The sequence below is a fragment of the Celerinatantimonas marina genome, from assembly GCF_046054165.1.
In the GTDB taxonomy this organism is placed as follows: domain Bacteria; phylum Pseudomonadota; class Gammaproteobacteria; order Enterobacterales; family Celerinatantimonadaceae; genus Celerinatantimonas.
In genome coordinates this window covers 151,791-176,222 of record NZ_JBFNXK010000004.1, presented here as the reverse complement: position 1 = coordinate 176,222, position 24,432 = coordinate 151,791, and the positions used below count along the sequence as shown (strand labels likewise).

General features: G+C 46.2%; 23 protein-coding genes. 13 read left to right on the top strand and 10 right to left on the bottom strand.

Features of this window, described 5'->3' with window-relative positions; all coding sequences use genetic code 11:
• Nucleotides 1-366 precede the first annotated feature (366 nt).
• The 11 genes from ABUE20_RS06090 to ABUE20_RS06040 all read left to right on the top strand — a co-directional run bounded on the left by ABUE20_RS06090 (nt 367) and on the right by ABUE20_RS06040 (nt 13,876).
• The gene (locus tag ABUE20_RS06090; RefSeq protein WP_408618969.1) at nt 367-1,527 is read left to right on the top strand and encodes an NAD(P)-dependent alcohol dehydrogenase; all 1,161 of its coding nucleotides are present in this window, start codon (nt 367-369) and stop codon (nt 1,525-1,527) included.
• Between the two features lie 571 nt (nt 1,528-2,098).
• Nucleotides 2,099-3,421, top strand: a complete 1,323-nt coding sequence (locus ABUE20_RS06085; RefSeq protein ID WP_408618968.1) for an aspartate aminotransferase family protein — start codon at nt 2,099-2,101, stop codon at nt 3,419-3,421.
• Nucleotides 3,422-3,456: 35 nt separating this feature from the next.
• The gene (locus tag ABUE20_RS06080; RefSeq protein WP_408618967.1) at nt 3,457-4,935 is read left to right on the top strand and encodes an alanine/glycine:cation symporter family protein; all 1,479 of its coding nucleotides are present in this window, start codon (nt 3,457-3,459) and stop codon (nt 4,933-4,935) included.
• Nucleotides 4,936-5,172: 237 nt separating this feature from the next.
• Entirely contained in the window at nt 5,173-6,312 is a 1,140-nt protein-coding gene (locus tag ABUE20_RS06075) for an alpha-hydroxy acid oxidase (RefSeq protein ID WP_408618966.1), read from the top strand.
• Nucleotides 6,313-6,772: 460 nt separating this feature from the next.
• Nucleotides 6,773-7,219, top strand: coding sequence for a hypothetical protein (locus ABUE20_RS06070; RefSeq protein ID WP_408618965.1), 447 nt, complete (start codon nt 6,773-6,775; stop codon nt 7,217-7,219).
• A 139-nt stretch (nt 7,220-7,358) separates the two neighbouring features.
• Nucleotides 7,359-7,754, top strand: coding sequence for a hypothetical protein (locus ABUE20_RS06065; protein ID WP_408618964.1), 396 nt, complete (start codon nt 7,359-7,361; stop codon nt 7,752-7,754).
• A 162-nt stretch (nt 7,755-7,916) separates the two neighbouring features.
• Nucleotides 7,917-9,212 carry a hypothetical protein gene (locus ABUE20_RS06060; protein WP_408618963.1) on the top strand — a complete coding sequence of 432 codons (1,296 nt, stop codon included), beginning with the start codon at nt 7,917-7,919 and terminating at the stop codon, nt 9,210-9,212.
• Nucleotides 9,205-9,375, top strand: coding sequence for a hypothetical protein (locus tag ABUE20_RS06055; RefSeq protein WP_408618962.1), 171 nt, complete (start codon nt 9,205-9,207; stop codon nt 9,373-9,375). The genes ABUE20_RS06060 and ABUE20_RS06055 overlap by 8 nt, the downstream gene beginning before the upstream one ends.
• A gap of 660 nt (nt 9,376-10,035) precedes the next feature.
• Nucleotides 10,036-10,383: a DUF3024 domain-containing protein gene (locus ABUE20_RS06050; protein WP_408618961.1), complete on the top strand. Its 348-nt coding sequence runs from the start codon at nt 10,036-10,038 to the stop codon at nt 10,381-10,383.
• A 621-nt stretch (nt 10,384-11,004) separates the two neighbouring features.
• Nucleotides 11,005-11,823, top strand: coding sequence for a reverse transcriptase domain-containing protein (locus tag ABUE20_RS06045; protein ID WP_408618960.1), 819 nt, complete (start codon nt 11,005-11,007; stop codon nt 11,821-11,823).
• Between the two features lie 214 nt (nt 11,824-12,037).
• Complete coding sequence (locus ABUE20_RS06040; RefSeq protein WP_408618959.1) at nt 12,038-13,876, top strand: asparagine synthetase B family protein; 1,839 nt, start codon at nt 12,038-12,040, stop codon at nt 13,874-13,876.
• A gap of 488 nt (nt 13,877-14,364) precedes the next feature.
• Here the strand turns inward: ABUE20_RS06040 and ABUE20_RS06035 are convergent, their stop codons facing one another.
• The 5 genes from ABUE20_RS06035 to ABUE20_RS06015 all read right to left on the bottom strand — a co-directional run bounded on the left by ABUE20_RS06035 (nt 14,365) and on the right by ABUE20_RS06015 (nt 17,646).
• Complete coding sequence (locus tag ABUE20_RS06035; RefSeq protein ID WP_408618958.1) at nt 14,365-15,333, bottom strand: hypothetical protein; 969 nt, start codon at nt 15,331-15,333, stop codon at nt 14,365-14,367.
• A 230-nt stretch (nt 15,334-15,563) separates the two neighbouring features.
• Nucleotides 15,564-16,085: a phage tail protein gene (locus tag ABUE20_RS06030; protein ID WP_408618957.1), complete on the bottom strand. Its 522-nt coding sequence runs from the start codon at nt 16,083-16,085 to the stop codon at nt 15,564-15,566.
• A gap of 44 nt (nt 16,086-16,129) precedes the next feature.
• Nucleotides 16,130-16,657, bottom strand: coding sequence for a phage tail protein (locus tag ABUE20_RS06025; protein ID WP_408618956.1), 528 nt, complete (start codon nt 16,655-16,657; stop codon nt 16,130-16,132).
• A gap of 52 nt (nt 16,658-16,709) precedes the next feature.
• Complete coding sequence (locus ABUE20_RS06020) at nt 16,710-17,234, bottom strand: phage tail protein (RefSeq protein ID WP_408618955.1); 525 nt, start codon at nt 17,232-17,234, stop codon at nt 16,710-16,712.
• A gap of 103 nt (nt 17,235-17,337) precedes the next feature.
• Nucleotides 17,338-17,646, bottom strand: a complete 309-nt coding sequence (locus ABUE20_RS06015; RefSeq protein ID WP_408618954.1) for a DUF6916 family protein — start codon at nt 17,644-17,646, stop codon at nt 17,338-17,340.
• Nucleotides 17,647-17,998: 352 nt separating this feature from the next.
• Here ABUE20_RS06015 and ABUE20_RS06010 point away from each other — a divergent pair, with 352 nt between their 5' ends.
• Complete coding sequence (locus ABUE20_RS06010) at nt 17,999-18,496, top strand: DinB family protein (protein WP_408618953.1); 498 nt, start codon at nt 17,999-18,001, stop codon at nt 18,494-18,496.
• A gap of 157 nt (nt 18,497-18,653) precedes the next feature.
• Nucleotides 18,654-19,118, top strand: a complete 465-nt coding sequence (locus tag ABUE20_RS06005) for an ASCH domain-containing protein (protein WP_408618952.1) — start codon at nt 18,654-18,656, stop codon at nt 19,116-19,118.
• A 111-nt stretch (nt 19,119-19,229) separates the two neighbouring features.
• Here the strand turns inward: ABUE20_RS06005 and ABUE20_RS06000 are convergent, their stop codons facing one another.
• Genes ABUE20_RS06000 through ABUE20_RS05980 form a run of 5 tightly spaced genes read right to left on the bottom strand, consistent with a single transcriptional unit; the run spans nt 19,230 to nt 24,431 of the window.
• Nucleotides 19,230-19,985, bottom strand: coding sequence for an SDR family NAD(P)-dependent oxidoreductase (locus tag ABUE20_RS06000; protein ID WP_408618951.1), 756 nt, complete (start codon nt 19,983-19,985; stop codon nt 19,230-19,232).
• Nucleotides 19,986-20,040: 55 nt separating this feature from the next.
• Entirely contained in the window at nt 20,041-21,024 is a 984-nt protein-coding gene (locus ABUE20_RS05995; protein WP_408618950.1) for a zinc-dependent alcohol dehydrogenase, read from the bottom strand.
• Nucleotides 21,025-21,032: 8 nt separating this feature from the next.
• A complete protein-coding gene (locus ABUE20_RS05990) occupies nt 21,033-22,325 on the bottom strand; it encodes a hypothetical protein (protein ID WP_408618949.1) in 1,293 nt (430 codons plus the stop codon).
• Nucleotides 22,315-23,646 carry a histidinol dehydrogenase gene (hisD, locus tag ABUE20_RS05985; protein ID WP_408618948.1) on the bottom strand — a complete coding sequence of 444 codons (1,332 nt, stop codon included), beginning with the start codon at nt 23,644-23,646 and terminating at the stop codon, nt 22,315-22,317. Before hisD ends, ABUE20_RS05990 begins: the two co-directional genes overlap by 11 nt.
• A gap of 20 nt (nt 23,647-23,666) precedes the next feature.
• Nucleotides 23,667-24,431: an ABC transporter ATP-binding protein gene (locus ABUE20_RS05980; RefSeq protein WP_408618947.1), complete on the bottom strand. Its 765-nt coding sequence runs from the start codon at nt 24,429-24,431 to the stop codon at nt 23,667-23,669.
• Nucleotide 24,432 lies beyond the last annotated feature (1 nt).

Here is a 24,432-nt window from a genome sequence, read left to right as displayed (position 1 = left end):
CTATGTTCATCACCCTCAGGAGCTGGCTATTTGTTTAATTAATGTGATGTCAATCGATAACCAGCAGGATCAGGCAAGAATGCAGCATGAATAGGCTGTCTGTTGACTACTGGTTTAGGCTAAATTATTGGGTTCAGAGAAGTAGTTTTGGCCTTGATGTCCACATGAATGAGTCGATTTATGCTCTTTTCTGAGTGGATATGAGGCTATGATTGCCGAATTTTCCACTATGATTGATGGGAGTCGAGCGATTTCCAGCGGTTATAGTGATAATACGAGATCACAATGGTACTGATGTAGTTATGTTATCTGAAGTGAGTGCCTGTTGATGGGATCATTGAGTAATTTAATGAAGGAGTCACCAAAATGAGTGAAGATATCGATCAGACCAGAAGAAAAGCAATGAAAGTAGCCGCCGGTGCCATTGGTGCAGGGGTGATGCTATCAGGTTCAATGAATGTCTTTGCCAGTCAAACCGATGCCAAAGGCAACATTCAAGCGCGTGGTTATGCCGCTTTTGATACCTCGGGTAAATTGGCTCCATGGAAATTTGAACGTCGTCCGGTCGGGGACAATGACATCCTGATTGATATTAAATATGCCAGTATTTGCCATTCTGATATCCATCAGGAAAAAGGCCACTGGGGAGCACAACAGTATCCACAGGTCCCGGGTCACGAGATCGTCGGTATCGTGGCTGCGGTTGGTAAAAACGTGACTAAATTTAAAGTCGGTGATCGGGCTGGTGTCGGTTGTATGGTGGGGAACCATCATCACCATCATGCTGAAGAAGAGCAATATAGCCCGGATACTATTTTTACCTACGGTTATCCGGATGATCGTTCACCCACCGGTATCTCACAGGGTGGATATTCGAATAACATCGTCGTTGAAGATCATTTTGCGGTACACATTCCTGAAAATGTCACGTTCCAGGAAGCCGTGCCTTTATTGTGTGCCGGCATCACCACCTATTCACCATTGATGCGTGCGCATCTGAAACCCGGTACTAAAGTCGGTGTCGCTGGGATCGGTGGCTTAGGCCATATGGCGGTTAAAATTGCTGTATCCAAAGGGGCTGAAGTGTATGCATTCACAACATCTCCGTCGAAAGTCAAAGATATTCTGTCATTCGGGGCTAAAGAAGTGATCGTGGTGGATAATCTATCCAAACTGAATCAGTACCGAGGTCAGATGGATTATATGATTTCTACTATTCCATATGCCTTTGATGTGGCAGCGTATGCCTCGGTAGTTAAACCTTACGGGACCTTTACCCAAGTGGGGATGCCTGAGAAATTTGAAGTGACCGTAAACGCGCTGAATTTGGCAGCCTCACGGGTGAACTTCAATTCCTCATTGATCGGTGGTATCAAAGAAACACAAGAAATGGTCGATTATTGTGTCGATCACAAAGTGTTGCCAAAGATCGAAATTATTAAAGCGGAACAAATTAACGAAGCTTGGGAAAATGTCGTCAACAAAAAAGCGCGTTACCGTTACGTGATTGATTCAGCTACTATTTAACAGAGCGGATGAAGTCAATTTATAGGAAAAGGCGATGATAGCATCGCCTTTTTTATGGTCATCCTTAAAGCTGCGCCTTTGTGCATATTGCATTGTTTTCAATGCGATAAATATGATTTATTTTATAAAAACTGATTCATCTGAAAGGCATTAATAAATAGTCATGTTAGTTTTTCTAATTTCCCTCAGATTTTAGCTTCTATTTTATTTTCATTTTTATCAATAAATCCGTTGAAATAATAATAAAAGAACCATAATGGAACATATTCTCCCCAAAAGTGTGCGGCTGTTGTAGAACATATGGATACAGTCATTGAGGTTTATGGCTGGTATTGTAAAAGTAATGTCTGGAATTATTTATTTAAAAGATTTTTTATCTTAAAAGTTAGAGAGGTATTCGTGCTTAATTAGTTTTTTTGATGGCTAATTTGAAATATATAATGATAAAAAACTAATATTTAAGAATGTCTGAACATATGCTTTAAAAATATTTGATTGTTTAATATTTAATTTAAATTTAGCTTCTATAGATATTAAAAAAGCCAAATTTATTTGAGGAATAGGCAATTAAATGATTAATCCATATGAGAAAAGAGAGAATCCCTGGGATGATGTTACTCGCCATGTGGGCCGATATGGCGCGCCTTATTTTATCCCTGAGATTATTGACCATGCCGAAGGCAGTTATGTTTATACCGAGCAGGGTCGCAAAATTCTAGATTTTACCTCCGGACAAATGTCTTCCACTCTGGGGCATTCACACCCTGATGTGGTTGCAACCTTACGCGAAGCCAGTGGTCGGCTTGATCATTTATTTAGTGGCATGCTCTCCAGACCGAGCATTAATTTATGTACCCATATCGCTCAGACCGCCACCGATCCGTTAACCAAAGTTATCCCGTTATCAACCGGCTCGGAAGTCAATGAAGCCGCACTGCGCATGGCTAAATTGGTGACCGGCAAATTTGAGGTCGTCTCGTTCAACCGCTCATGGCATGGGCTCACCGAAGCCAGCGGAGGCGCCACGTACGCCTCGGCTCGCAAAAACGGCTACCCCACCGGAGTCGGGCAATTTGCCATTCCCACGCCTTATGAATACCGGCCTGACTTTGTTGATAAAAATGGCAATCTCGACTGGCGGCGACAGTTAGATTACGGCTTTGAAATGGTGGATGCCCAATCGGTAGGTAGTTTAGCCGCTTGTATCGTCGAGCCGATTGTTTCGGGGGGCGGCATTCTGGTTCCACCTCCCGGATATTTAGCGGCGCTCAAACAAAAATGTCATGAACGAGGCATGTTGTTGATTTTTGATGAGGCGCAGACCAGTTTTGGTCGCACTGGGCATTGGTACGGGTTTCAACATGATGGCGTCACGCCCGATATTTTAACGCTATCCAAAACGCTGGGAGCGGGGCTTCCGCTGGCCGCGTTAGTGACAAGTGAAGCCATTGAACAAAAGGCAAACGAACGGGGATTTGTGTTTTTCACCTCGCATGTGAACGATCCGCTGGTCGCCGCCGTGGGATGTACAGTGATGAATGTGATTGAGCGAGATAACCTGATCCCGCAAGTCCGGGAAAAAGGTGCTTATTTAGGCAATGCACTGCAGCGTTTAGTTCAAAAACACGAGATTGTCGGAGATGCCCGGGGACGAGGATTATTACAAGGCATCGAAATTGTTAAAGATAAAACGAATAAAGAACGTTCAGAACAACTCGGAGATTTAATTACCCAGCAGTGCCTTAAATTAGGTCTGCATATGAATATTGTGTGTTTACCGGGGATGGGCGGTGTTTTTCGAATCGCTCCCCCCATTACTGTGAGCTATCAGGAATTAGATGAAGGGATATCCATCCTGGATGAAGCGATTACTCAGGTTGAAAACAATCTATAGAAAGAATATCAATTCAAACAACTTAGGGAAAGAATATGGATACTATCATTAGCTCATTGAATGGAATATTGTGGGCACCACCGATCGTTTATTTAATATTAGCCTTTGGTTTATTGTTTTCTATTTTAACTAAATTTTGCCAGATCCGATTATTTAAGGAGATGTTTAAGTTAATTAAAGAAAGTGATGCGTCGAAAGCGGGTGTTTCGCCTTTTCAGGCGCTCTGGATTTCGGTAGGGAGCCGGGTCGGAACCGGGAATATTGCCGGGGTGATTACCGCAATTGCGCTGGGTGGTCCGGGTGCTGTTTTTTGGATGTGGGTGGTCGCATTTATTGGCGCAGCCAGTGCATTTATTGAATCGACGTTATCGCAGATCTATAAAGTGAAACATGCCGGACAATATCGGGGCGGCCCGGCTTTTTATATCGAAAAAGGGATTGGTTCTAAATGGTTTGCACGGCTGTTTGCTGTGGCCGCGATCATTGCTTTAGCCATCCTGTTACCGCAGATCCAATCCAGTACCTCCGCGATTGCCGTCGAAAGTGCATTTGGGGTAAATCCGTATCTCACCGGCGGTATTTATGCCTTGCTGCTGGGTTTTGTGATTCTAGGCGGCGTGAAACGCATTGCCAAAACATCGCAGGTGATCGTGCCGTTTATGGCGTTCGGCTACATTGCTATCACGCTCACGGTATTAGCTGTGAACTATGATGCGATCCCATCGGTGCTGCAATTAATCTTCAGCAGTGCTTTTGGTTTAGATTCAACCTTCGGTGGCATTATCGGTTCTGCGATTGCTTGGGGGGTTAAACGCGGGATTTATTCGAACGAAGCCGGGATGGGCACCGCCGCGCATCATGCCGGGGCGGCCGAAGTCTCTCATCCGGTTAAGCAAGGATTGATTCAGGCCTTTTCAGTGTATATCGATACCTTGTTAGTTTGTTCCGGAACCGCGTTTTTAGTCCTTTCAACAGGTATGTACAACATCTTTGCCAAAGATGGCTCTTACCTTGTGAATCATGTTCCGGATGTAAAAATGGGGCCTGCTTATGCACAATCGGCCATCGATTCGGTCTATCCGGGATTCGGCTCCGCCTTTTTAGCTATTTCGTTATTGTTTTTTACTTTTACCTCCGTGATCGCATTCTTTTATATTGCCGAAACCAACCTTGCTTTTTTAATCCGAGACCAGAAATTTAGTTTAGGAAATAAAATCTTAAAAGTGGTGATCATTGTTTCGACCTTTTATGGCGCTACGATTAGCACCTCAGAAGCTTGGGCCATTGGCGATGTCGGTATGGGGCTGATTATCTGGATTAACTTTATTGCGATTCTTATTTTGGCCAAACCGGCGGTGATAGCTTTAAAAGATTATGAATCTCAGCGAAAGCAGGGGCTCAATCCGGTATTTCATCCATCGAAGTTAGGTATTAAAAATGCTGATTGCTGGAGCGAGGCTACAGCAAAACCCAACGATAAAGTACCATCAGCAGCGGTAGAGCTACTCAATTAACCGTATTGAACGCAGATTGATCTATCAATTTTGATCAGAACTCTCATCCGTGGGAGTTCTTTTTTTATAAAGAGCATTCTAGTTCTATCAGGCTGGGAGCAACTCGTCGGACGGTATTGAGCCGTATCGGGCTGATTTTCCATGTATTTGATTGTATAGACAATCAAAAATCGGACTTCTAATATAGAGGCTATTGGCCAGCTTATCGTGGTAAACCCATCGCTATAGGGACGTATGATGTTACTGAATTTAAATGATTATCGCCAAGCCGCACGGCGAAAACTCCCCAAATTTGCCTTTGATTATGTCGATGGGGGCGCTGAAGATGAAGTGACCATGACCGAAAATCAACGCGTTTTTGATCGCTGGCAATTTATTCCTCCGGTTCTGCGCGCTTCTACCGAACGTGATTTGAGTGTGAATTGGTTGGGGCAGCGGTTTGAATTGCCGCTGGCTGTGGCTCCGACCGGGTATAACGGGATGTTGCATGTCCACGCGGATGAACTGCTGGCACAAGCGGCGGCCGATGCGGGCATGCCGTACATTCAAAGTACCGTCTCAACCAGTTCGGTCGAGCAGGTCGGGGCGCTGGGTCATCAGAATCATTGGTTTCAGCTGTATGTTCTCAAAGATAAACGGGTGACGGAAGATCTGCTAAAACGCGCGAAAGCCAGTGGTTGTAAAGTGTTGGTGGTTTCAGTGGACGCCGTGCATTTTGGCAATCGGGAACGCGATAAACGCAACTATGCGCGGCCAATGAAACTCTCACTGAAAAGCTATCTGAATATTGCCTGTAAACCCAACTGGGTTCGACGAGTTATTTTACCGCAGGGTATCCCCGGTTTTGGAAACTTAACACCGTATCTCCCCCCGCAATATCAAAAAGGCGTCGGTGGGGCCGCGTATTTTGCTGAGCAGATGGAAACCCACTTGGACTGGGATTCTCTGGCGTGGATCCGCGCATTGTGGGATGGCCCGATGCTGGTGAAAGGCTTGGTTGCCCCTGCGGATTGCCAAAAAGCGATCCAATTAGGCTGCGATGGCCTGATGTTATCCAATCATGGTGGACGGCAATTAGATGGAACCGTCAGCCCCGTTTTAATGCTCTCTACCATTCGGCAATTGATTGGCCCTGAGCCGCTGGTTTTTATCGATAGTGGTTTTCGCCGGGGCACCGATGTTGTGAAAGCACTGGCGCTGGGAGCGAATGGCGTGTTACTGGGCCGACCGCTGTTATATGCGATGGCCAGCGGTGGCCCACGGGCCGTCTCGCATGCGATTCAACTGATACAATCCGAAATTGATCGGACATTGGCCCAGTTGGGCTGCCGTCAGCTAGCCGATCTGAGCCCGGAACTGCTTTACGCTCGCCCCTAATATGATAAAAATATCATTTAAAGCCATTGTCAAAAATCCCCGCTCTCGTTATGGTTAGTTGATGACTCGACTCAAATAACGATCATCTTAGATTGACACTGGTTTTAGCCATCAGTGCGGTAGTGTGGCTATACAGTTGTATCGGTTTTGTTCAAAAACTGCGCGCATTTTGCTGCAAAGCACGCGCACTTTGTTCTGATAATATTTTAAAAAATATATTTAAATCAAAGGACTATGAATAAAACAAGGGAGTTATTGCGCAAGGCTTGAGTAGATATTGCGCGCGCTCATTTTGCAACCTAGGTATATCGAGAGAAATCGGTATACCTTATTGATAAATATGGTTTTATTGGGTTTTGGGATAAAAGTGCGCAGGTAGTTTTTGAGCGTGCGTAATATACAGCTGTTAGGACTACTTATTACAACATAGAGCAATATTAATTATTGAGATAGGCAGAACATGGATATATTGCAAGGTGTGGTTTCTAAGCTAAAAAGTACGATAGAAATCAGTGGTGGAGGTCGCAATAGAAGTGTGACAACTACTCATGTAACGATTTTTCATTTGGATGGACAGCCCGTAAAGATTAAATCTCGCGAAGCTGTATTAGTAGATGATAGTGATAATATCACTGTCGCAGGCAAGGTAAGTAATGGAGTCTTTAACACCTATGCATATATAAATAATACGACAGGTGTTTCGGGCAATATAGGATTGGCGATTCATTATTTTTTTGGGATAGTTTTTCCTTTTGTTGGAGCATTTGCAATAAATACATTTTCAGACCCATTCTTTGGTGTTATGCCCAAAATTCTGGGTGCAGGTTTTATTGGCGTAGGACTGTATATGTTTTATAAAGGGACTCAAATCTCAAAGGCATCTAAACTATTGCGTGTGGCGCGGTAGTCCTAACAAACGCTTCAAGACGGATTCGCAACGCTCGGCGGTTTTAGTTTGATTTGGCTGGGGTGTTTATGGAGCAATAATTGAGTATTGTAGTAGCGTTGCTCACCGCTTAAGCGGGCGTTAGTGGGCAAGGAGAGTCATGAATAAAGCCATACACTTTAAGACATCAATGTTCGATGTTTCTAAAGAAAGGGAGAATCCCATAAACCCGATCTACGGAATATCCCTGCTTGCTTGGCTAAAATCAGAGTTGGCGGGGAGCATCGAAATTTCTGAACCAGATGCCGAAGATTGGGGCTGGTACAGTGAATTAGATTTTGAAGGCAACAGCTACTTAATTGGTGCTTGTGCCTACTTGGAACAAGGCGATAATCCAGAAGACGAAATAGAGTGGGTGTTTCAGGTTGACAAGCATCGAAGCTTCAAAGAAAAGCTCCTTGGCAAGAATAAAATGAGTGTTTCGGATAGTTGTTTTGTATTTTTTAAAAAACTACTAGAAGAAAACCCAAATTTCAATGAGGTTCAAGTTGCATAAGCCACTAACAAAGCCAAGCACATTCGTGCAATGCAAAAAGCGCATTGCACTGGACCTCGCTACGCTCGGCCTGTGTTGGCGGCGTTAGAAAGAAATATAAAAAGTTTTACGATGTTATATATTGCTTTAATAATTTAAGTATGGGTAAACAAGGAATTAAATATGACGGCTGAAATTGCGGTATTTAATAAAAGTGGGGTTTCGCTAGCTGCTGATTCAGCTGTTACGGTAACTTCTGGTATAAAACAAAAAATTTATAATGGAGCTGAAAAATTATTTGCGTTAACTAAATATCATCCTGTTGGCATAATGGTTTATGGAACAGGATCTTTGTGTCATGTCCCTTGGGAGTTGATTGTAAAAACATATAGAAAAAGGTTAGGTAATAAATCATTTAGCACATTAGATGGCTACGCTGAAGATTTTTGGACATTTTTATGTGAGTCTGACACATTAATTCCTCGTGATTTACGTCGCGATAGCTTATCTGGAACCTTTGTACAATCAGCTATTCATATAGCTAACTTATTGGAAAGAGAATGTAGTTCTTATGCTGATATAAATGGTAGTTTACCTGATACGATTACGAGTTTACAAATATTAGAAGAGTGCTGTGAAAATGTTATATCTGAACTTGCTGTAAGTGACTATTTTAATGGGTTTGATAGTAGTTCTATAGATGAATTAAAAGCTACAGCAAAACCATTTGCTGATGAAATATTGCCCAATGTTTTCAATATTACTTTAAGTGATAATTTAAAACAAAAATTTTGTGATGTATTTGCATACATTGCATGTAAACAAAATAATTTGGGCGTAAATACTGGTGTAGTATTTGCTGGTTATGGCGAAGATGAATATTTCCCTGTAATTTTAACGTATAAGGTACAAGGTTATATTGAGGACAAGTTGAGATATGCACCAATACCGGAAAAAAGTGCAGCTGCAGGGTTGTCAGGCATCGTAGCCTATGCTCAAGAAGAGGAAGTCGTTACTTTTTTAAATGGTGTAAATCCAATCCTCAAAAATAGGATTGAAAATATATACAAAGAAGCTACAAATTTGCATCTTGATAGTGTAAAAAAATTAATTGATGAGCTATCTCAAACAGAAGATGAAGCATTGAAAATGAGAGTTGTTGACTGCTTAAATTCGGTATGGGATGATGCAAACCAAAAAATAAATGTTGCTATTCGTGATGAACATACAGATAAAGTTATCCGTATGATTGAGTTTTTGAGTAAAGAAGACTTAGCCTATATGGCTGAATCTTTAGTGAATATCACGGCTTTTAAAAGAAAAGTTTCTAATGATAGCGAAACCGTTGGCGGTCCCATCGATGTTGCTATAATATCTAAAGGTGACGGTTTTATATGGTCAAAGAGGAAGCATTACTTTTCGCAAGACCTTAATCATCATTACTTCAACACATTTCTAAAAGGTAAATACGATGACTGATACTCTGCTAAAAGGAAGCATGGAGCTTAGGGAGTGGCGTAAGGTTTTCAACCCGTCAAAACTCAAACAAGAGCAGGACGATTCTCAGCAAGTAAAGAGCAGTTCGTTAGTAACGCTGAAACCAAAGACTAAAGAAGTCAAACAAGCGTCTTTTACCCTATAAGCACAAGCTCATTGTGTGAAGCCCCTAGTAATTAAGGGGATTTTGTTTGCAAAATCCATGAATAGCTTTTCTTATGCCTATCAAATATTCTATAGTATCAAGCGCTTAGCTCTGTCTGCTATGGTGATAGTATTCTTGCTAACAGGGTGAAAGTCCCTGTCAGGTAAGGTTTAACTCACCACCTGTATCAATAATAAATAGGCCGCCCACCTGATAAAGCCAGTATTCATGCGGATCTTATGATCTGAGAGGAAGTAAAATAGCCGAGACCTTCACTTTGCATTTTCATTCATTTTGTTGGTAAAGTTGTGGCGGCCTCGATTATTTGAATTATCTTTAAGACGGGAGGCTAAAGGATCCTGTTAGAACAGGGTTTATAAGGTGGGTGGCCTGCTTATTTTGTTGTGGGTGTCCTAATAATTCTTCAGCAGTATAAGATTTAATTTTCTGTTAGTGTGGCTGTCCTATTAATTTTTAATTTTGCTATACGATCTACTCCAAGTCCCCACAGATATGAACTTAAATATCTATTCTGAGAGCTCCAACAAGATTGTCATCATTTCATTCATTGAAATGGAGTGCGCAATATACAACTGTTATGTACTTTTCGTCTTAATAATTCGGTAGACTAGCGATAAATCATTTTGAACAGGGGTTTCTATGGCATTCTCCGAATTTGAGCAAAAGTGCTATGAGAAAGTAATTGGGTCATATATTGAAGCGCGAAGACCAGAGCCGAGTATAAGAAGGGAATTAGACCTCAGGTATAGGCTTTCTGGTCAAAGCATAGAAATTTTCGAGGTTCGTCCGCACTGGCAAGAACCTTCTGAAATCATCGAAAATCCAGTAGCAAAAGCAACATACGTTAAAACAACAGGGACATGGAAAATTTTCTGGATGAGAGCAGATTTAAAATGGCATGGTTATGAGCCAAATTTGTCTGTTAAAACGTTAGATGATTTTATCAAGGTTATAGATAAAGACGAATTTGGTTGTTTCTGGGGTTAGTTAAGCAGGTACATAACAAACGGCTCCAAGCGACAACCAACGACCGCGCCAGTTTTGGCACAAATCCCGCTCTGGTTGTTTGCGTCTGAGCCGGGCGTTAGTGCGTCAAGCGAAGCTTGATGCATCTAACAGGGTGAAAGTCCCTGTCAGGTAAGGTTTAACTCACCACCTGTATCGAGTGTTGCGCCTGTGGCGGAGCCGATTTTTTTTACGGCGAACAAAACAGGTGAAGCGTACACAGAGAATTATGTAGACCATAGGGGAAATCGTGTCCCTGAAGTGCTGGTATCGCTTCGATAAAGCCAATCTGACTGACGAGGTTTGTAACGCCACCGAAGTCCATGCAAAGCAACCGTTATGAGTGAGGTTGTGGCGAGTCAGCGGAGTTATTAAGCCGTGGTATACATAAAGAGATGCATCAGGAACTTGAGAGAGCCAAAGGATCCCATAAGGAAATGGTAGGGAAGTTAAGCCAAAAGCAAGACCAACGATAATCCTTTGGCAGTCAGACCAGTTCATAGTAGTCCGAGACGGGAAAGCCGATCACATGGCGAAGGGACTGGCAGTTATATCACGTGTTTAGCAGACACATAGACCGGACGATGTAGGGCTGGATACACTATGACAACCGAACTAAACGCGATCACATTAAAATCACATAGCCACCCCAAACACAGATTTCAAAACTTATATGGATTACTAAGAGAAGATTTACTGTATGAAAGTTGGGGGCAGCTCAATAAATATTCTGCACCAGGCATTGATGGTGTCACATTGCCTCAATATAAACAAAAACTGGTGAAGAATGTCACCCGATTGGCAGAAGCATTGAAGCAAAAGCGATATCGGGCTGACGACATAAAACGAGTCTATATTCCTAAAGGCAATGGCAAACAACGGCCACTCGGTTTACCGACCGTGGAAGATAAGTTAGTGCAGCAAGGCGTCAGTCAGATACTGCAAAGTATCTGGGAAGCGGATTTTCTGCGTAACAGCTATGGCTACAGACTGAATAAAAGTGCGCATCAGGCGGTACACAGTCTCACACTGAATCTCCAGTTCAGCGGATATGGGTATATCGTCGAAGCCGACATTAAAGGCTTCTTCAATAACCTAGACCACGATTGGTTAATGAAAATGCTAAAACTGCGTATTGATGATAACGCGATATTAAGCCTTATCAGTCAATGGCTGAAAGCACGCATCAAAACACCGGATAGACAGTATGAAAAGCCGATCAGCGGTTCGCCGCAGGGCGGGATTATCAGTCCGATATTAGCGAACATCTATCTGCATTATGCCCTTGATTTATGGTTTGAAAAGCAAGTAAAACCAAGAAAAAATAATAATAGGCCACCCACCTTATCCCACCTTATAGAGCCAGTACTCACGCTGTTTTTATGTCATTTAGAGGAAGATAAGTCGTTAAAAGTTGTTTAGTAAAGTAGTGGCGATTCAGTTGTTAAATTAAATATAGCTTACAGTGTTAATGACTGAGGTTATTCGCCTGATGATGGCTTTTCATTATTCTTCATTTGGGGGAAAATTATGTGTGCGGATCATTCGAAAGGTTCGTTAGCAGAATAAGAATGATGGGCGATTTCGTTGTCGTTAGCCCCCGATCCAGTTTATGCCATAAAATAAGGGATACCATATGTTTGCGGGTACGTTCCCCTTTCGGGATCACGTTTTTCATAGCAACCCCGATAGTGTTGGTAAAGCGCTCTCTCCATACTTGCCACCTCAGAAAACGGGCTATTGGCAATCGGCTGCGGGTTGGCTTTATGAACAATCCCGTGATGAAACCGATACAGCCATCCCCTTGGTCTCACCGGATGGTCAATGGGGGATTGCATTTTGGGGGCGGCTAGATAATCGTGAGCAGTTGATTCATGCGCTTAGCCTGCCGATGCATTGTGATGATGCCGCACTGATTCTGGCGGGATGGCGTCAGTGGGCTGAACAACTACCGCAGCATTTGATTGGTGATTTTGCTCTGGCGGTGCTCGATACCCGTTCCCACCTGCTGTTCTTGGCGCGGGATCCCATGGGAGTTAAACCGCTTTATTATCGCTTCGATGAGCAGGGCTTGGTTTTTGGTTCATCGGTGCCGGCGATCAATGCCATTCATCCACAACGACCCACACCGGATACGGAATGGATGGTCCGTTATCTGTGGGGGCTTTCTTTTCAGCCGCAAACGACCGCCTATACCGAGATCCAGAAACTCCCGCCCGGGCACAGCTTGACCCTGAAACTTCATGGCACCCCCCAGATCAGCTGTTGGCATCAATGGCGTGATGATGCGCCTATGGCCACGCGGCGCGACCCGCACTGGGTGAATGAATATCGTGCGGTGTTAGAGACCTCTATTCGTTGCCGGATGAGAGCATGTGAACGATTTGGCAGCGAAAGTAGCGGGGGTATTGATTCGTCGACGATCACCGCCTATCTGGCTAAATATCTAGCGCTTCCTACCGAGCAGCTCTATTGCTTCGGTTTCACGCTCAGTGAGCTGGAAGCGGAATATATATTGGAAACCAGTCGCTACTGTGGTGTTGCGCATAACTATTTGGTGACAACGCTGAATTACCTGGAAACATCGGTGCTCGAGCGTACGCTCCAGGTGCTGGGTTATCCCGATGAGCATGCCAATGCCGTATTGCATATTCCTTTTTATCGTGAATGTGCGCTACATGGTATTAATCGGTTGTTCTCCGGGTTCGGTGGCGACGAGGTGGTAACCAATCCCGGTAACCTGTTACCTTACGAACTGCTTGATGAAGGGCTTTATGCCGCGCTGTGGGACATTACCCCGGGTCATTATTTGAGCCGCCCTTTGCGCTTTGCCAAGCGATCATTCATACGAAAGAATCCAGCCTTCCATACCGGCCTGTTGTCGGCATATCAGCAACGTTGGCCAGATTGTATCATTCGCGCCGAAGTGGCTGAGCGCTTCGGTATCCGGCAGCGTTATATGGATAATGCCCGGTTTGACGCCCCCTTTCGGCGAATTAATGATTTCATTCTGAGGCATCATCTACACAGAATGCAGCTCACTGCACGATTGGAAAATTGCACCTTGGTTGCGGCCTCTTACGGTATTGATTATTGCTGGCCGCTATGGGATGTCCGTTTGGTTCAGCAGTATCTATCGACCCCGGCGATAGAAAAAGTTGGCCCTCACGGTATGGGGCGCTATTTACACCGCCGGGCTATCGATGGTACCGTGCCGCCTAAGGTGGCTTGGAAACCGACGAAAAATATGGGTAACGTTGTGACCGAGAGCGTTTCGGCCTGGCGCTATGGTCAACCGGAAGAGTTACTTGATTTAGATCCGCGTTTAGCTGAACTCATTGATCTGCCCAAATGGCATAAACAAGTCGATTCATTTGCACGAAGTGATGCCATTATCGATGACACACAGGCGTTTTCCTTGAAACGCAATGTCAATGCGGTAAGACGGCTTAATTTGTGGCTGCGATCACTCTGAATAGGCTGGAATATGATGATCGACTAAAGCGCATGGGGTGAGAGGAACCTTTATCAAATTGAAAATCACCCCAAAATCACCCACAATCTCGTTAATCTATCTATACTACTAAGTGGGATTCACTTGCGTTTTCTAATGATGCTTCACCCGAGAAGAACGGAGCGCGGATTAGAAAACGTTATTGAATTTTTATCTGGAGGAATCCATATATGGTAGGAGGCAAAGTGCAACACGATAAGCAAGCTATTCAAGCGGATACTATTGACGCTCAGTATACAACCAAGAAACGTCACTACGAGGCGCCGACGATAATCCCCATATCGGTCAACATGAGAACAGAAGGAAAACAACAGACGAGTGTTGAAGGGAGTATCAATAGCGGGACGGGTAGTTAATTATAGGGGCCATTATGGACTCCTCCATGACTGAACATAATAAATGACCCTCTTCTTTATACATTTTTCACGAAGCGGGTCTTAGTTCTCGGCTCATGTGGCTGTTGATGTCTTGAGTCCTTCCAATGTCTGATAGGGCTTTGCTAGCCATTTCTCTGCATAGTGCCGCAGTTCATCTGTTATTGGGGCTTGGTCGGTCTGATAGGCTTGGGTGTGGTTATAGCGTATGTCGGGAGCTTTGGCATCATATCGCAGCGCCGACTTCATCGCTTGGATCTCATCTGAGTTCACCGCCATATTGAAAAAAGAGAAGATAGCATCGGCGCGTGCAGCAATTTCGGCGTAATTAACACAGAGCAGTGGATGATGGGCCGCGTAGCCGATGGCGGCGTTGAACAACGCCGATAAAACCCAGGCCCCGTATTCATGAAAACTAAGCCCTTCTGCCGCTTGATCGAAGGGATTCCCTTTAAGCCACTGTGGGATCATATGCATCCCGCATCTTCGTTGGTGTGATACCAGTATTGCCAGCGGCTCGCGGTATAAAAACAACTTGGGCACATGTGGGTAAGCCTGTTCAATGAGTGGCCACTCGGCGATGTTCCATGCATCAAATTTGATAAACAGTCGTTGCTCGCTGGTGGAACGGCGTTGGCCCATGATGGATAGCACCGTCTTTAGCCGATGGATGCGAATCTCGCGGGGGATGTCTGGTTCAAAGGCATTGGCTCTCAGTGCCATATCAATGACCGGAGCTTCGGCGATCACAATATTGCTGCTTAGCCGAGCTAGCATCTGCGCCATCAGGGTGGAACCACAACGTGATGTATGAAAAATAAACCCAGTCGGTTCCCCTACAGAATGTAATGTCGCGGCAATTTCACTCAGTTGCTGCCAAGTACTCCACCTCGGTTGTGCCTTGGCGGTTCGTAGGGTGTCGCTGAAAAAAGGCTCGGTAAAACGCTTATCGGCTAAATAGCGCCATAACACACGGCCTTGGTTTCGTTGGTATCGGACCGTTTGGGGGTACCACATGTGCCAATCTAATCCCATGTTTTTCATGTGGTAGCCCCTTGATATCCCTTCTGTTTAATAAAATTTTTTTGTGCCTAAATAGTTGTTCCTCACGGTGCTCCATCCAAGGAGTCGCAGCTATTCCGATACATTGCCCCTCCGCGCCGGGAATGATGAGGAGGACAAGGTTGGAAAAGGCTTCTATGATCTGGTTTTAAGAACACTTATTTAGCACTTTTATCTTGAACCGTAGTTAATCTCCCATCAGACGCTATTATTTAGTTTCTGGAAGGATAGATGCCCTCAAGCGCAATGCAGAAGGGGAGCGTCAGGTATGGTTGTAAATTAAGATGAGTCGTATTTTTCCCTGTCTCCCCGACCATAGATGAACTCATTTCGGTGGCGGTATAAGGGATGTCCTTATACTCAGAAATACCGTCTGCATTGGCCAGATAATGTCCTTGGGGCGCGGTTTCCTCTCCGGCTAAACGGTAGGCACTCGCCAAATGCGAATGGGTCGGTAACATACTCTCACCCAACCCGACCTCGTCGAGCCCCGGCAGCTCTGCTATAACCCGATTAGTTAAGCCCGGCCCTTTCCCAGAATGCATCGGTGCGCGTCCGGTTAGGTTTGGTAAAGCGAAAGTGGTGCTACCGTTCCCGCCCCAATAGTCTGATATCACAGAGAATAACGCCGGGTTTTCGCCGACACTCATTATCTGGCCATTACAGTATGCCCAACCATTGGGTGGGAAGTTATAGGTAAAAATTCTTATCTCTCCGATGAATGGCTCTGCCATATTGCCTCCTTGTTTTTCAGATGAGTATTGGTTTTAAAAAGGCATTAGTTTCTGGGTGGATAGGCACCTCGCATGGCGATAATAAAGTTAAGCACCAGAGAAGGCATGATGTTGTAATGCTGCGGTTTATTACTGCCTGTTTTCCCGATCACCGAGTCGGGAAAATTCACTACCATCGAGGCCGTTTGTCCCTGACTATAAAATCCAGGGTTCGCTACTGCAGGAATATTATTCGAGGGAAAAGTATCCCTGGCAACATCGGTAGAAGCATTCATGCTGTGTCGGTGTGGCGGGATCTGTGCTTCTGTTAATTCAGCGGATTCCATCCCATATCGCTGACCGATTTGCCGGGTTGTCAGGCCTGTACCCTGACCAAAATGAACGGGGATCCGGCCTCGCATATCCGGCAAACCAAATGTCGAGCGCTCATCCCCGCCATAGATACTACTCAATAAGCTGGCCAAAGCTTCATTGTTCACGATATTCATAATCTGGCCATCGCAGAAGGCCCAGTGGTATGGAGCATAATTTCCGGCAAACATGCGTATTTCACCCAAAAATGGATCGGCCATAACCGTCTCCTTTTGAAAAAATATTCATAAGCTGATTGCAATCCAACGGCGGCTAATTCCGGGTTGGATACTCTCCTTTAAGTGCGATACAAAAATTGATCACCAAGCTAGGCTGTAAATTGGCATGGGCCTGCCCTCCGCCGGTTTCGCTGATACTATTGACGATTAATGGCACTAGATTGGTGGGGGGGCCATAAATAGCGCCATTGGCTTGAGCCAAAACCCGTCGATCCGGAGCCAAGAGCCCCTTATCGGCCAGCTCTTCAGTAGCATAGAACGCGTGCTGGTGTGCGGGCAGTTCGTCAACTGTTAATGTGACCACTTCTTGCCCGCCAAAGGCTCCCCGGGTCTGGGCATAAGTTGCTCCCCTGGCTGGGTTGAGATGGATCGGGGTTCGTCCGCGTAGGTCAGGAAGTTTGAACACGCTCCTGCCATCACCGCCAAAGGTTACGCCAAGTAATGAATAGAGTGCCGCGTTATCGGCGATGGGCATCTCTTGTCCATTGCATAGGGCCCAGTCTTTTGGCGGGAAATTAAATCCGAACATTCGGATTTCTCCCAGAAAAGGCTCTGCCATGATCACCTCCTTTTGCTTTTCCGATGTTGTTGATATGCCGTAGAACGTTCATCGTGAGCGGACGTTCCTGAGCGTCGGCACAGAATCCTAGTTTAGGCCGCCATTAAGATTGTTTGAATGTCAGTGTGGCGTTGTACTCGAAGGTGTCCTCTTTGGGACCCCCTGGCACCAGAAAAAGGCTGAATTCTCCTAGGGTGTCATTCTTCATCGGCCACTGTTTTTGCATTAAATAGCCTTCAGCTAGCGGCGCGACGAATGTCATGCCATAACCCGCAAAACCGCCCCCGATGGTAGAAACTTCTGAGATGTGTTTTAAGGTGAGTATTTCTGGTGGTTGTTCCGGATCGTATTCAACTTCGAAAGTCTTGTTTAACTGCGATTCGAACGCTTCGTGGGTCGGTAGCTCAGCCATGATCTGTCCTTGATGTACATGGGGAAATATGAATAGATGGGAGTATAGTTCGGCGCTATGGCAAATGCCAAAAATAACCGCTAAAACGGTAGGAATATCACGTTCTTGGGCTGCGGAACGTATGCCGATACAAGCTTTAAATTCCGCTCGTTAATCGAGTCATATCGTTGAACACAGAATATGCATAATGCGCATGACCAAACCAAGCGGGCGGAGCGTTTTCTGTATTGAATTTTTATCATGGCTTTGGCAATTTTATGGTAAAAATATTTGGTGGACAATCTGCCGCAGTTGCTGATGTCAGGTTCAGGTTGAGTTCTGCAAATTCCCAATGCATAGTAATGGAGACACAATGGATTTTTCTAAGGCGTTTCAATATAAAGAGTGGGCAAATAGTGAATTGCTTCATCTTGGAGAACAGCAGTTCTCAAGGCTTCCTGAAAGTGAGGCCACTTTTTTCATCAGGATCCTAAACCATACAACAGTCGTTGATAGCCTCTTCATCAGTCGAATTTTGGGTGAGTCTGAAAAATATAGTGCTGACAATACTGTTGAGACACCAACCTTATCGATGTTGCGGGAGACCATGAAGCAAAACGACTCATGGTTAGTTCAGTATACAAAAGCCGCATCCAAAGAAGAGCTAGAAAGGGTGATTCCGTTTAGGTTTGTTGATGGTGATACAGGACAGATGTCAGTCGAAGAAATTTTGCTTCATTTGTTAACTCATGGCAGTAATCACCGAGGTATGGCATCCAGAGTACTGGCAGCCAATAATCTAGAGCGTCCCAAAGACACATTTACACGTTATCTTCATCAATCAGAGCCTTCAAGAAGAAGTGGGATCTAAGGTAGACGTATTTAAGCGGAATTTGTCACGTGAGGCATTTTGAGTTCCAGATTGTTTGGTTCTATGCCTATCATCGTATTTCCCTTTGCTAAGGAAGGCTAACTTTCTGTTGAGGCTAACTGCGTTAAGTTAACTTTTGAATTAATTTGAGGATTTGATGAACGAACGATGTCAGGCTTATTTGGATCACTATTTAAATTCATTACCCTCTGAAATAGCCGCGCAGTACACCTCGTTTAGTTCGGACTATTTTTGTGCTGATGAGTACAATGCCAATGTTTGCGCTGAATTGATCCGGCGAGGAGAAAAGCGCGCGTCATGTAGCTTGGATGACGGGTACCACTATAAAGGTGAAGAACGACCTAAAGTCGGCCATTTGTTGGTGGTTACGAACTGGAGTGGCGAGCCTGTTTGTATCGTAGCCATTAAATCAGTCTCTAAGTGTAAATTCAAAGAGGTTACTGCAGAATTCGCGGCCGCCGAAGGTGAGGGGGATAAGACATTAACATGGTGGCGCAAAGTTCATTGGGAATTTTTCTCAAATGAATGCGCCGAGTTAGGGATCACCCCTCATGAAGATATGGTGTTAGTTTTAGAGCGCTTTCAGGTCGTTTACGCATAAAACATATCATTGCTTCTTAGAATAAAGAGTAAGCGATACACATATGATGAATGTCGTGTCCTGTAGATTTTTATTCCGAGTATCCGATTTAAAAGGTCGTGCCGCTCCTTGTCAGATAGACGCTAAATAACCGCCGTCAACATAGAGTACCTGACCACTCATATAGCGGGAGGCATCGCTGGCTAAAAAGATAGCCGTGCCGATTAAGTCGTCTAACTCGCCAAAGCGTTGCATCGGGATTTTCTCTAACATGGATTCACACCACTGCTCATCTTGATAGAACACATCGGTCATCTCGGTTTTAAAATAGCCGGGGCCGATGGCATTGACACGGATCCCCAGTTTGGCCCATTCGCTACTTAACGCTCGCGTCATGCCTAGCAGACCACTTTTAGAGGCGCCATAGGGGGTTGCTCCGGGGACGCCGACCTCACTGGTTAACGAGCACAGATTGATAATAACACCGTGGCCGTGCGGGCTCATGTGCTCGGCACAGGCGCGCGCGCAAAAGAAACTGCCTTTGAGGTTGGTATTGATAATCTGATCCCAGATGGATTCGGTCATCTTCAGCGAAGGGCAAACGTGTTCCGTGCCGGCATTGTTGATCAAAATATCGAAAGCAGGTTGGTTGGCAAAGAAAGTGTTGATTGCATGGATATCGGTGACATCCAAGGGCTGAGCCCGAACATGGGGATTGATTTTCGCCAGTGCTTGGCGGCTCTGCTCTAAATAATGGGGATCCCGGGCGGTAATGGTCACTTCAGCACCCGCCTCACAAAAACCACGGGCTAATGCCAGCCCGATCCCTTTACTGCCACCGGTAATAATGACGCGTTTGCCGCGTACCGAAAATAGGGATGATTGCATCTGCTAACTCCTTACGCATCAGCGCTAAAGCGCGAGGCGATCCACGCAATGTGGGTTATTGAGGACGACGATTCGGTTGGATCACGGCTTTCAGGTAATCGGCGCCGCCCTGACTCAGTTGTTCATAAATGCTGGGGATATCCTCTAACGCGAATGGTGGTGACACCAACTGTTTGAGTTTCCCGGCCAGTGGGGATAGATAGTCAATGGCCTGACGCTGCTCGCCATCAAAGACGCTGCAACCGATCAGCGTAATCTCTTTTTCAACCACCGTTAAAATGTCGATCATCTGATTTTGGTGCGGCAGACCCACGAGAGCAATGCGGCCACCGGGTTCAATCTGTTCGATTAATTGATTAATGACCGCAGGGATACCGGTGGCATCGATGGCATAGCGAAACGGTTGCTCATCGCTCAAAGCGATCAGCGCGTTTAATTTTTGATAGCGCTGGGGGTTGGGCTCACTCAATACGACCGGATGCTGAAAGATGTCACTCAGTAGTAATGCGGCCAGTCCGCCAATGGTTCCACCTCCGGCAATTTTGACCACTTCTCCTGCGGCGGCCGCGAGTTGATGGATCACGCGTAGCGAAACGCCCAGCGGTTCACTTAATACCGCCACTTCGGGCGGCAGTGATGCAGGTACTTTAAGTAATTGCCGCTCATCGTGTAGTACTTGCTCGGTCATTCCACCGGCACACACTTCGCCGACAAAAGCGAGCGATGCACAGTGGTTGTACTGTTGCCGCTGGCAAGCCGGGCATTTGCCACACCAAACCCGCGAATCGGCAACGACTTTATCACCGACCTGAAACGCATCGACATCAGCGCCGATTTCGAGCACAGTCGCGGTAAACTCATGACCCGGGATCATCGGGAGCTGTGACATCCACTGGCCGGTTTGATAGTTATGCAGGTCGGAGCCACAAATGCCGACGGCATCCACCTGTAAGCGCAGTTGTTTGGCTTCGAGGTTGGTTGGCGCGGCTATCTCATCAATGCGAATATCCCCAATCCCGTAAAGTTGTGCCGCTTTCATAAGGCTCCTTATGCCAACATATCTAATGGCGCGATCCAATCACCTAAACCATCACCGCCGTTACCGAGTGCGACGGCAATCGCCCAGCCTAAAGCCGAACTGGTCGGATTGTGCTGGCCAAAACCGCCGGTACGCAGATCGAGTACTAAAGTTGGACAACAAAATAATCCCAGCTGGATGATAGATTGCCAGTGCAAAGGGAGTAACTGACGTGCTTTCAGTTCAGTGAGCAGCGGACGCCAATAGTGATTAATTTTGCTCTCTAAAAATGCCTGACGAAGCTTACTGAGTTGCCAATTGTGATGAATGGCAATGAGCTGACGATCATGGTCCACGGCCACGGCAACCTGATAGTGTTGGGGAGCCAGTCCCGGTTCATACAGCCAATACGGATGGGCAAAAATATTGTGGAAAGTCGCTTTGACTTCAGCCAGCAACGCCGGGATTTGATCACCGGCAAAAGCGGGATCAAATAAGGTGAGCCGGGCATTTTGACCGGGTTCATCTTCAAACCAGACATTGGCATTATGAGCATCGCCATGTGCAACAATAACGCCCTGATCCGTGAGTTCGCTAGGCGCTAAATAGTGCGCCGCTTGGCGAAAGAGTGTGGCCACTGAATGCGGATAATGGATCCCATTGATGTGCCACTGATAGTTGGCAAACTGCTCCCAACTGAGTATTTCATCGCCCAGTTGCATCGGTTTATCCACATAAAAGCGCGCGACGCGACCGCCGAAACCGGCTTCGTGTTCGGTATCGATTAAGCGATTATAAAAGAGCTGGTGGATTGCCTCTTTTTGGATCTGCGCTGGATCACCGACGCGCAGAGTGCTGATGGCTCGCTCGAACGTCAATTGATCGAGTGCACGCTGCGCGGCGACCAATTTAGGAAGGGTGGCTGCATCGGGCGATGCTTCCCAGCGACGACAAACATCGGCAAAACGTTCAGTCTCCCGCTTGCGATATAAAAGCAACTGGCGTCCCGGCTCTTTACAGGCATACAACGGTAGATCGACCGGAAATCCATAGGTTTGCAGCAGCTCGGCCCGGTAATACTCCTCAATCGACTTCTCTTCGCCTTCCTCATGATGATATTTAAAAAAGAGCGATTCACCACGGCTTAGTTCCGCCAATCCATTCAGTGAATTAAGGCTGTATTGATCCCGATTGATGGTGAGCGAGACCGGTTGGGAACCGGTCATTTCGCGAATAAGCTGGCTGAGTTTATCGCTCGCGGCTTGCCACTGGCCTTGCTTGGCCAGGGTGTTGGCTTGGGCCGCAAGAGGTTCATGACTCATGTGAATCGCCTTTAAGCAATTGATCACGCAGCTTGGAAACGGCTAATGCGTGGCCGCTAAAGCCCTCATAATGCGCGAAGCGATTGGCGTGTTGAGCTAGTTCCGCATAGCCGGCTTCGGTGACATACCCGACCGAGATCCGCTTCATGTAATCGAATACAGAGAGCGGTCCGGCTGTTTTCGCTTTGGCATTGGTGGGTAATACGGCATTCGGACCCAACACGAAATTCCCCAGAGAAATGGGGGTGTAATTGCCCAACAAAATTTCTCCAGCATTGTGAATTTTGGGCATCACCGACATCGGCTCTTTGGCTAAAATTTCCAAATGTTCCGGCGCATATGCATTGACGAATTCAATCGCTTTTTCAAAGCTATCGGTCAAGATCACGCCGCCGTGATGGCCACATAATACGGCTTGCGAAAACTCCATGCGTTTGGGCTCAATCTGCTGCCAGTAATCGGGCAGTGCGTTGATCGCAGCATCGGCCACGGCTTTAGAGTGGGTGACCAAATAAGCTGATGAATCCGGGCCATGTTCCGATTCAATCAACAAGTCCAGCGCCGCTATTTTCCCATCGACCGTTTCATCGGCGAGAATAATACTTTCGCTCGGACCGGCAGGAACGCCCGGATCCAATAGATGCGTCAGTTGTTGTTTAGCCGCAACGACCCACGGGCTGCCGGGACCGACGATTTTCAGACATTTAGGAACCGATTCGGTACCAAAAGCCACGGCGGCCACCCCTTGAGCCCCGCCACATTTATAAACTTCTTCAATGCCGACTAATTGAGCGGCAACCAGCGTGGCCGCATCAACCGTACCATCGGGACCCGGTGGGGTGATGATAATCGGTTTTGGCACCCCAGCGACGACGGCCGGTACCGCGGTCATGATCAGTACACTCGGGAATGAGCCTTTGCCTCGTGGCACATAACAAGCCACGGCTTCAATCGGAACATGGCGGTCACCGGCAAAGGCTCCGGGTCGCATTTCTTTAAGCCACATCTCTTCGGGTTTTTGAGCTTCGTGAAAAGCGCGCACATTTTCAACGGAATAACGGATAGTCTCAATGACCTCGGGATCAAGGCTGGCGAAAGCCGCTTCAAATTCGCTCGGCTGCGCTTTGACCGAGAAGGTCGGAACGGTGACACCATCAAATTTGATGGCAAAATCGATTAAGGCCTGATCGCCATGGGTACGAACTTCTTCAATAATGGGGGTGACTTTTTCGCTAAAAAAGGACAGGTCTGATTCGGTACGTTGTAATAAGGCAGAAGGAATTTCGGCTTGTCCGCTCAGGTCATAGAATGAAACTTCCATGATGTAATGCTCCTCACTGGTTAAGCATGTTCTAAAGGTTGACTAATGCGTTCAAAAATCTGACTTTGAATATTGAGAAAATCAGGGTGATGGGTCACTGAAAAATCACGAGGACGCTCGATGGGAATATCGATACATTGGTCGATTTCAGCGGGTTTCATCACCACCACGCGATCAGAGAGATATATCGCTTCTTCAATATCATGCGTCACGAACATCACCGTCAGACGATGGGTTTCCCAAATTTCTAACAATAATTGCTGCATCTGGCGTCGGGTCATGGCATCCAGTGCGCCGAAGGGTTCATCCATCAGCAAAATTTTCGGGCGATAGGAGAGCGCTCGGGCAATGGCGACGCGCTGTTGCATCCCACCGGAAAGCTCTGCTGGCCATTTGTCGGCGGCGTGGGCTAGTTTGACCAGCTCTAAATGCTGCTGAGCGATCTCAGCTCGCTCGGTGTGTGCATAGCCGGCAGATTTCAGGGCAAATTCAATATTCTGCCGGGCCGTCAACCAAGGCAGCAATGTGTAGCTTTGAAAGACGACGCCGCGATCAATGCCCGGCCCTTGGATCGGTTGGTCATCGACCAGTACTTCGCCGCTATCAAATTCTTCTAATCCGGCGGCAATCGAGAGCAGAGTGCTTTTGCCACAGCCCGAAGCTCCGACGATAGACACGAATTCATTGCTATGCAACGTCAGGTCTATTTTATTGAGCACCAGATTGCGTGCGCCTTTGGCAAGCGGATAACTTTTGTCCAGCTGCCGAATTGTTAAACTGGCCATC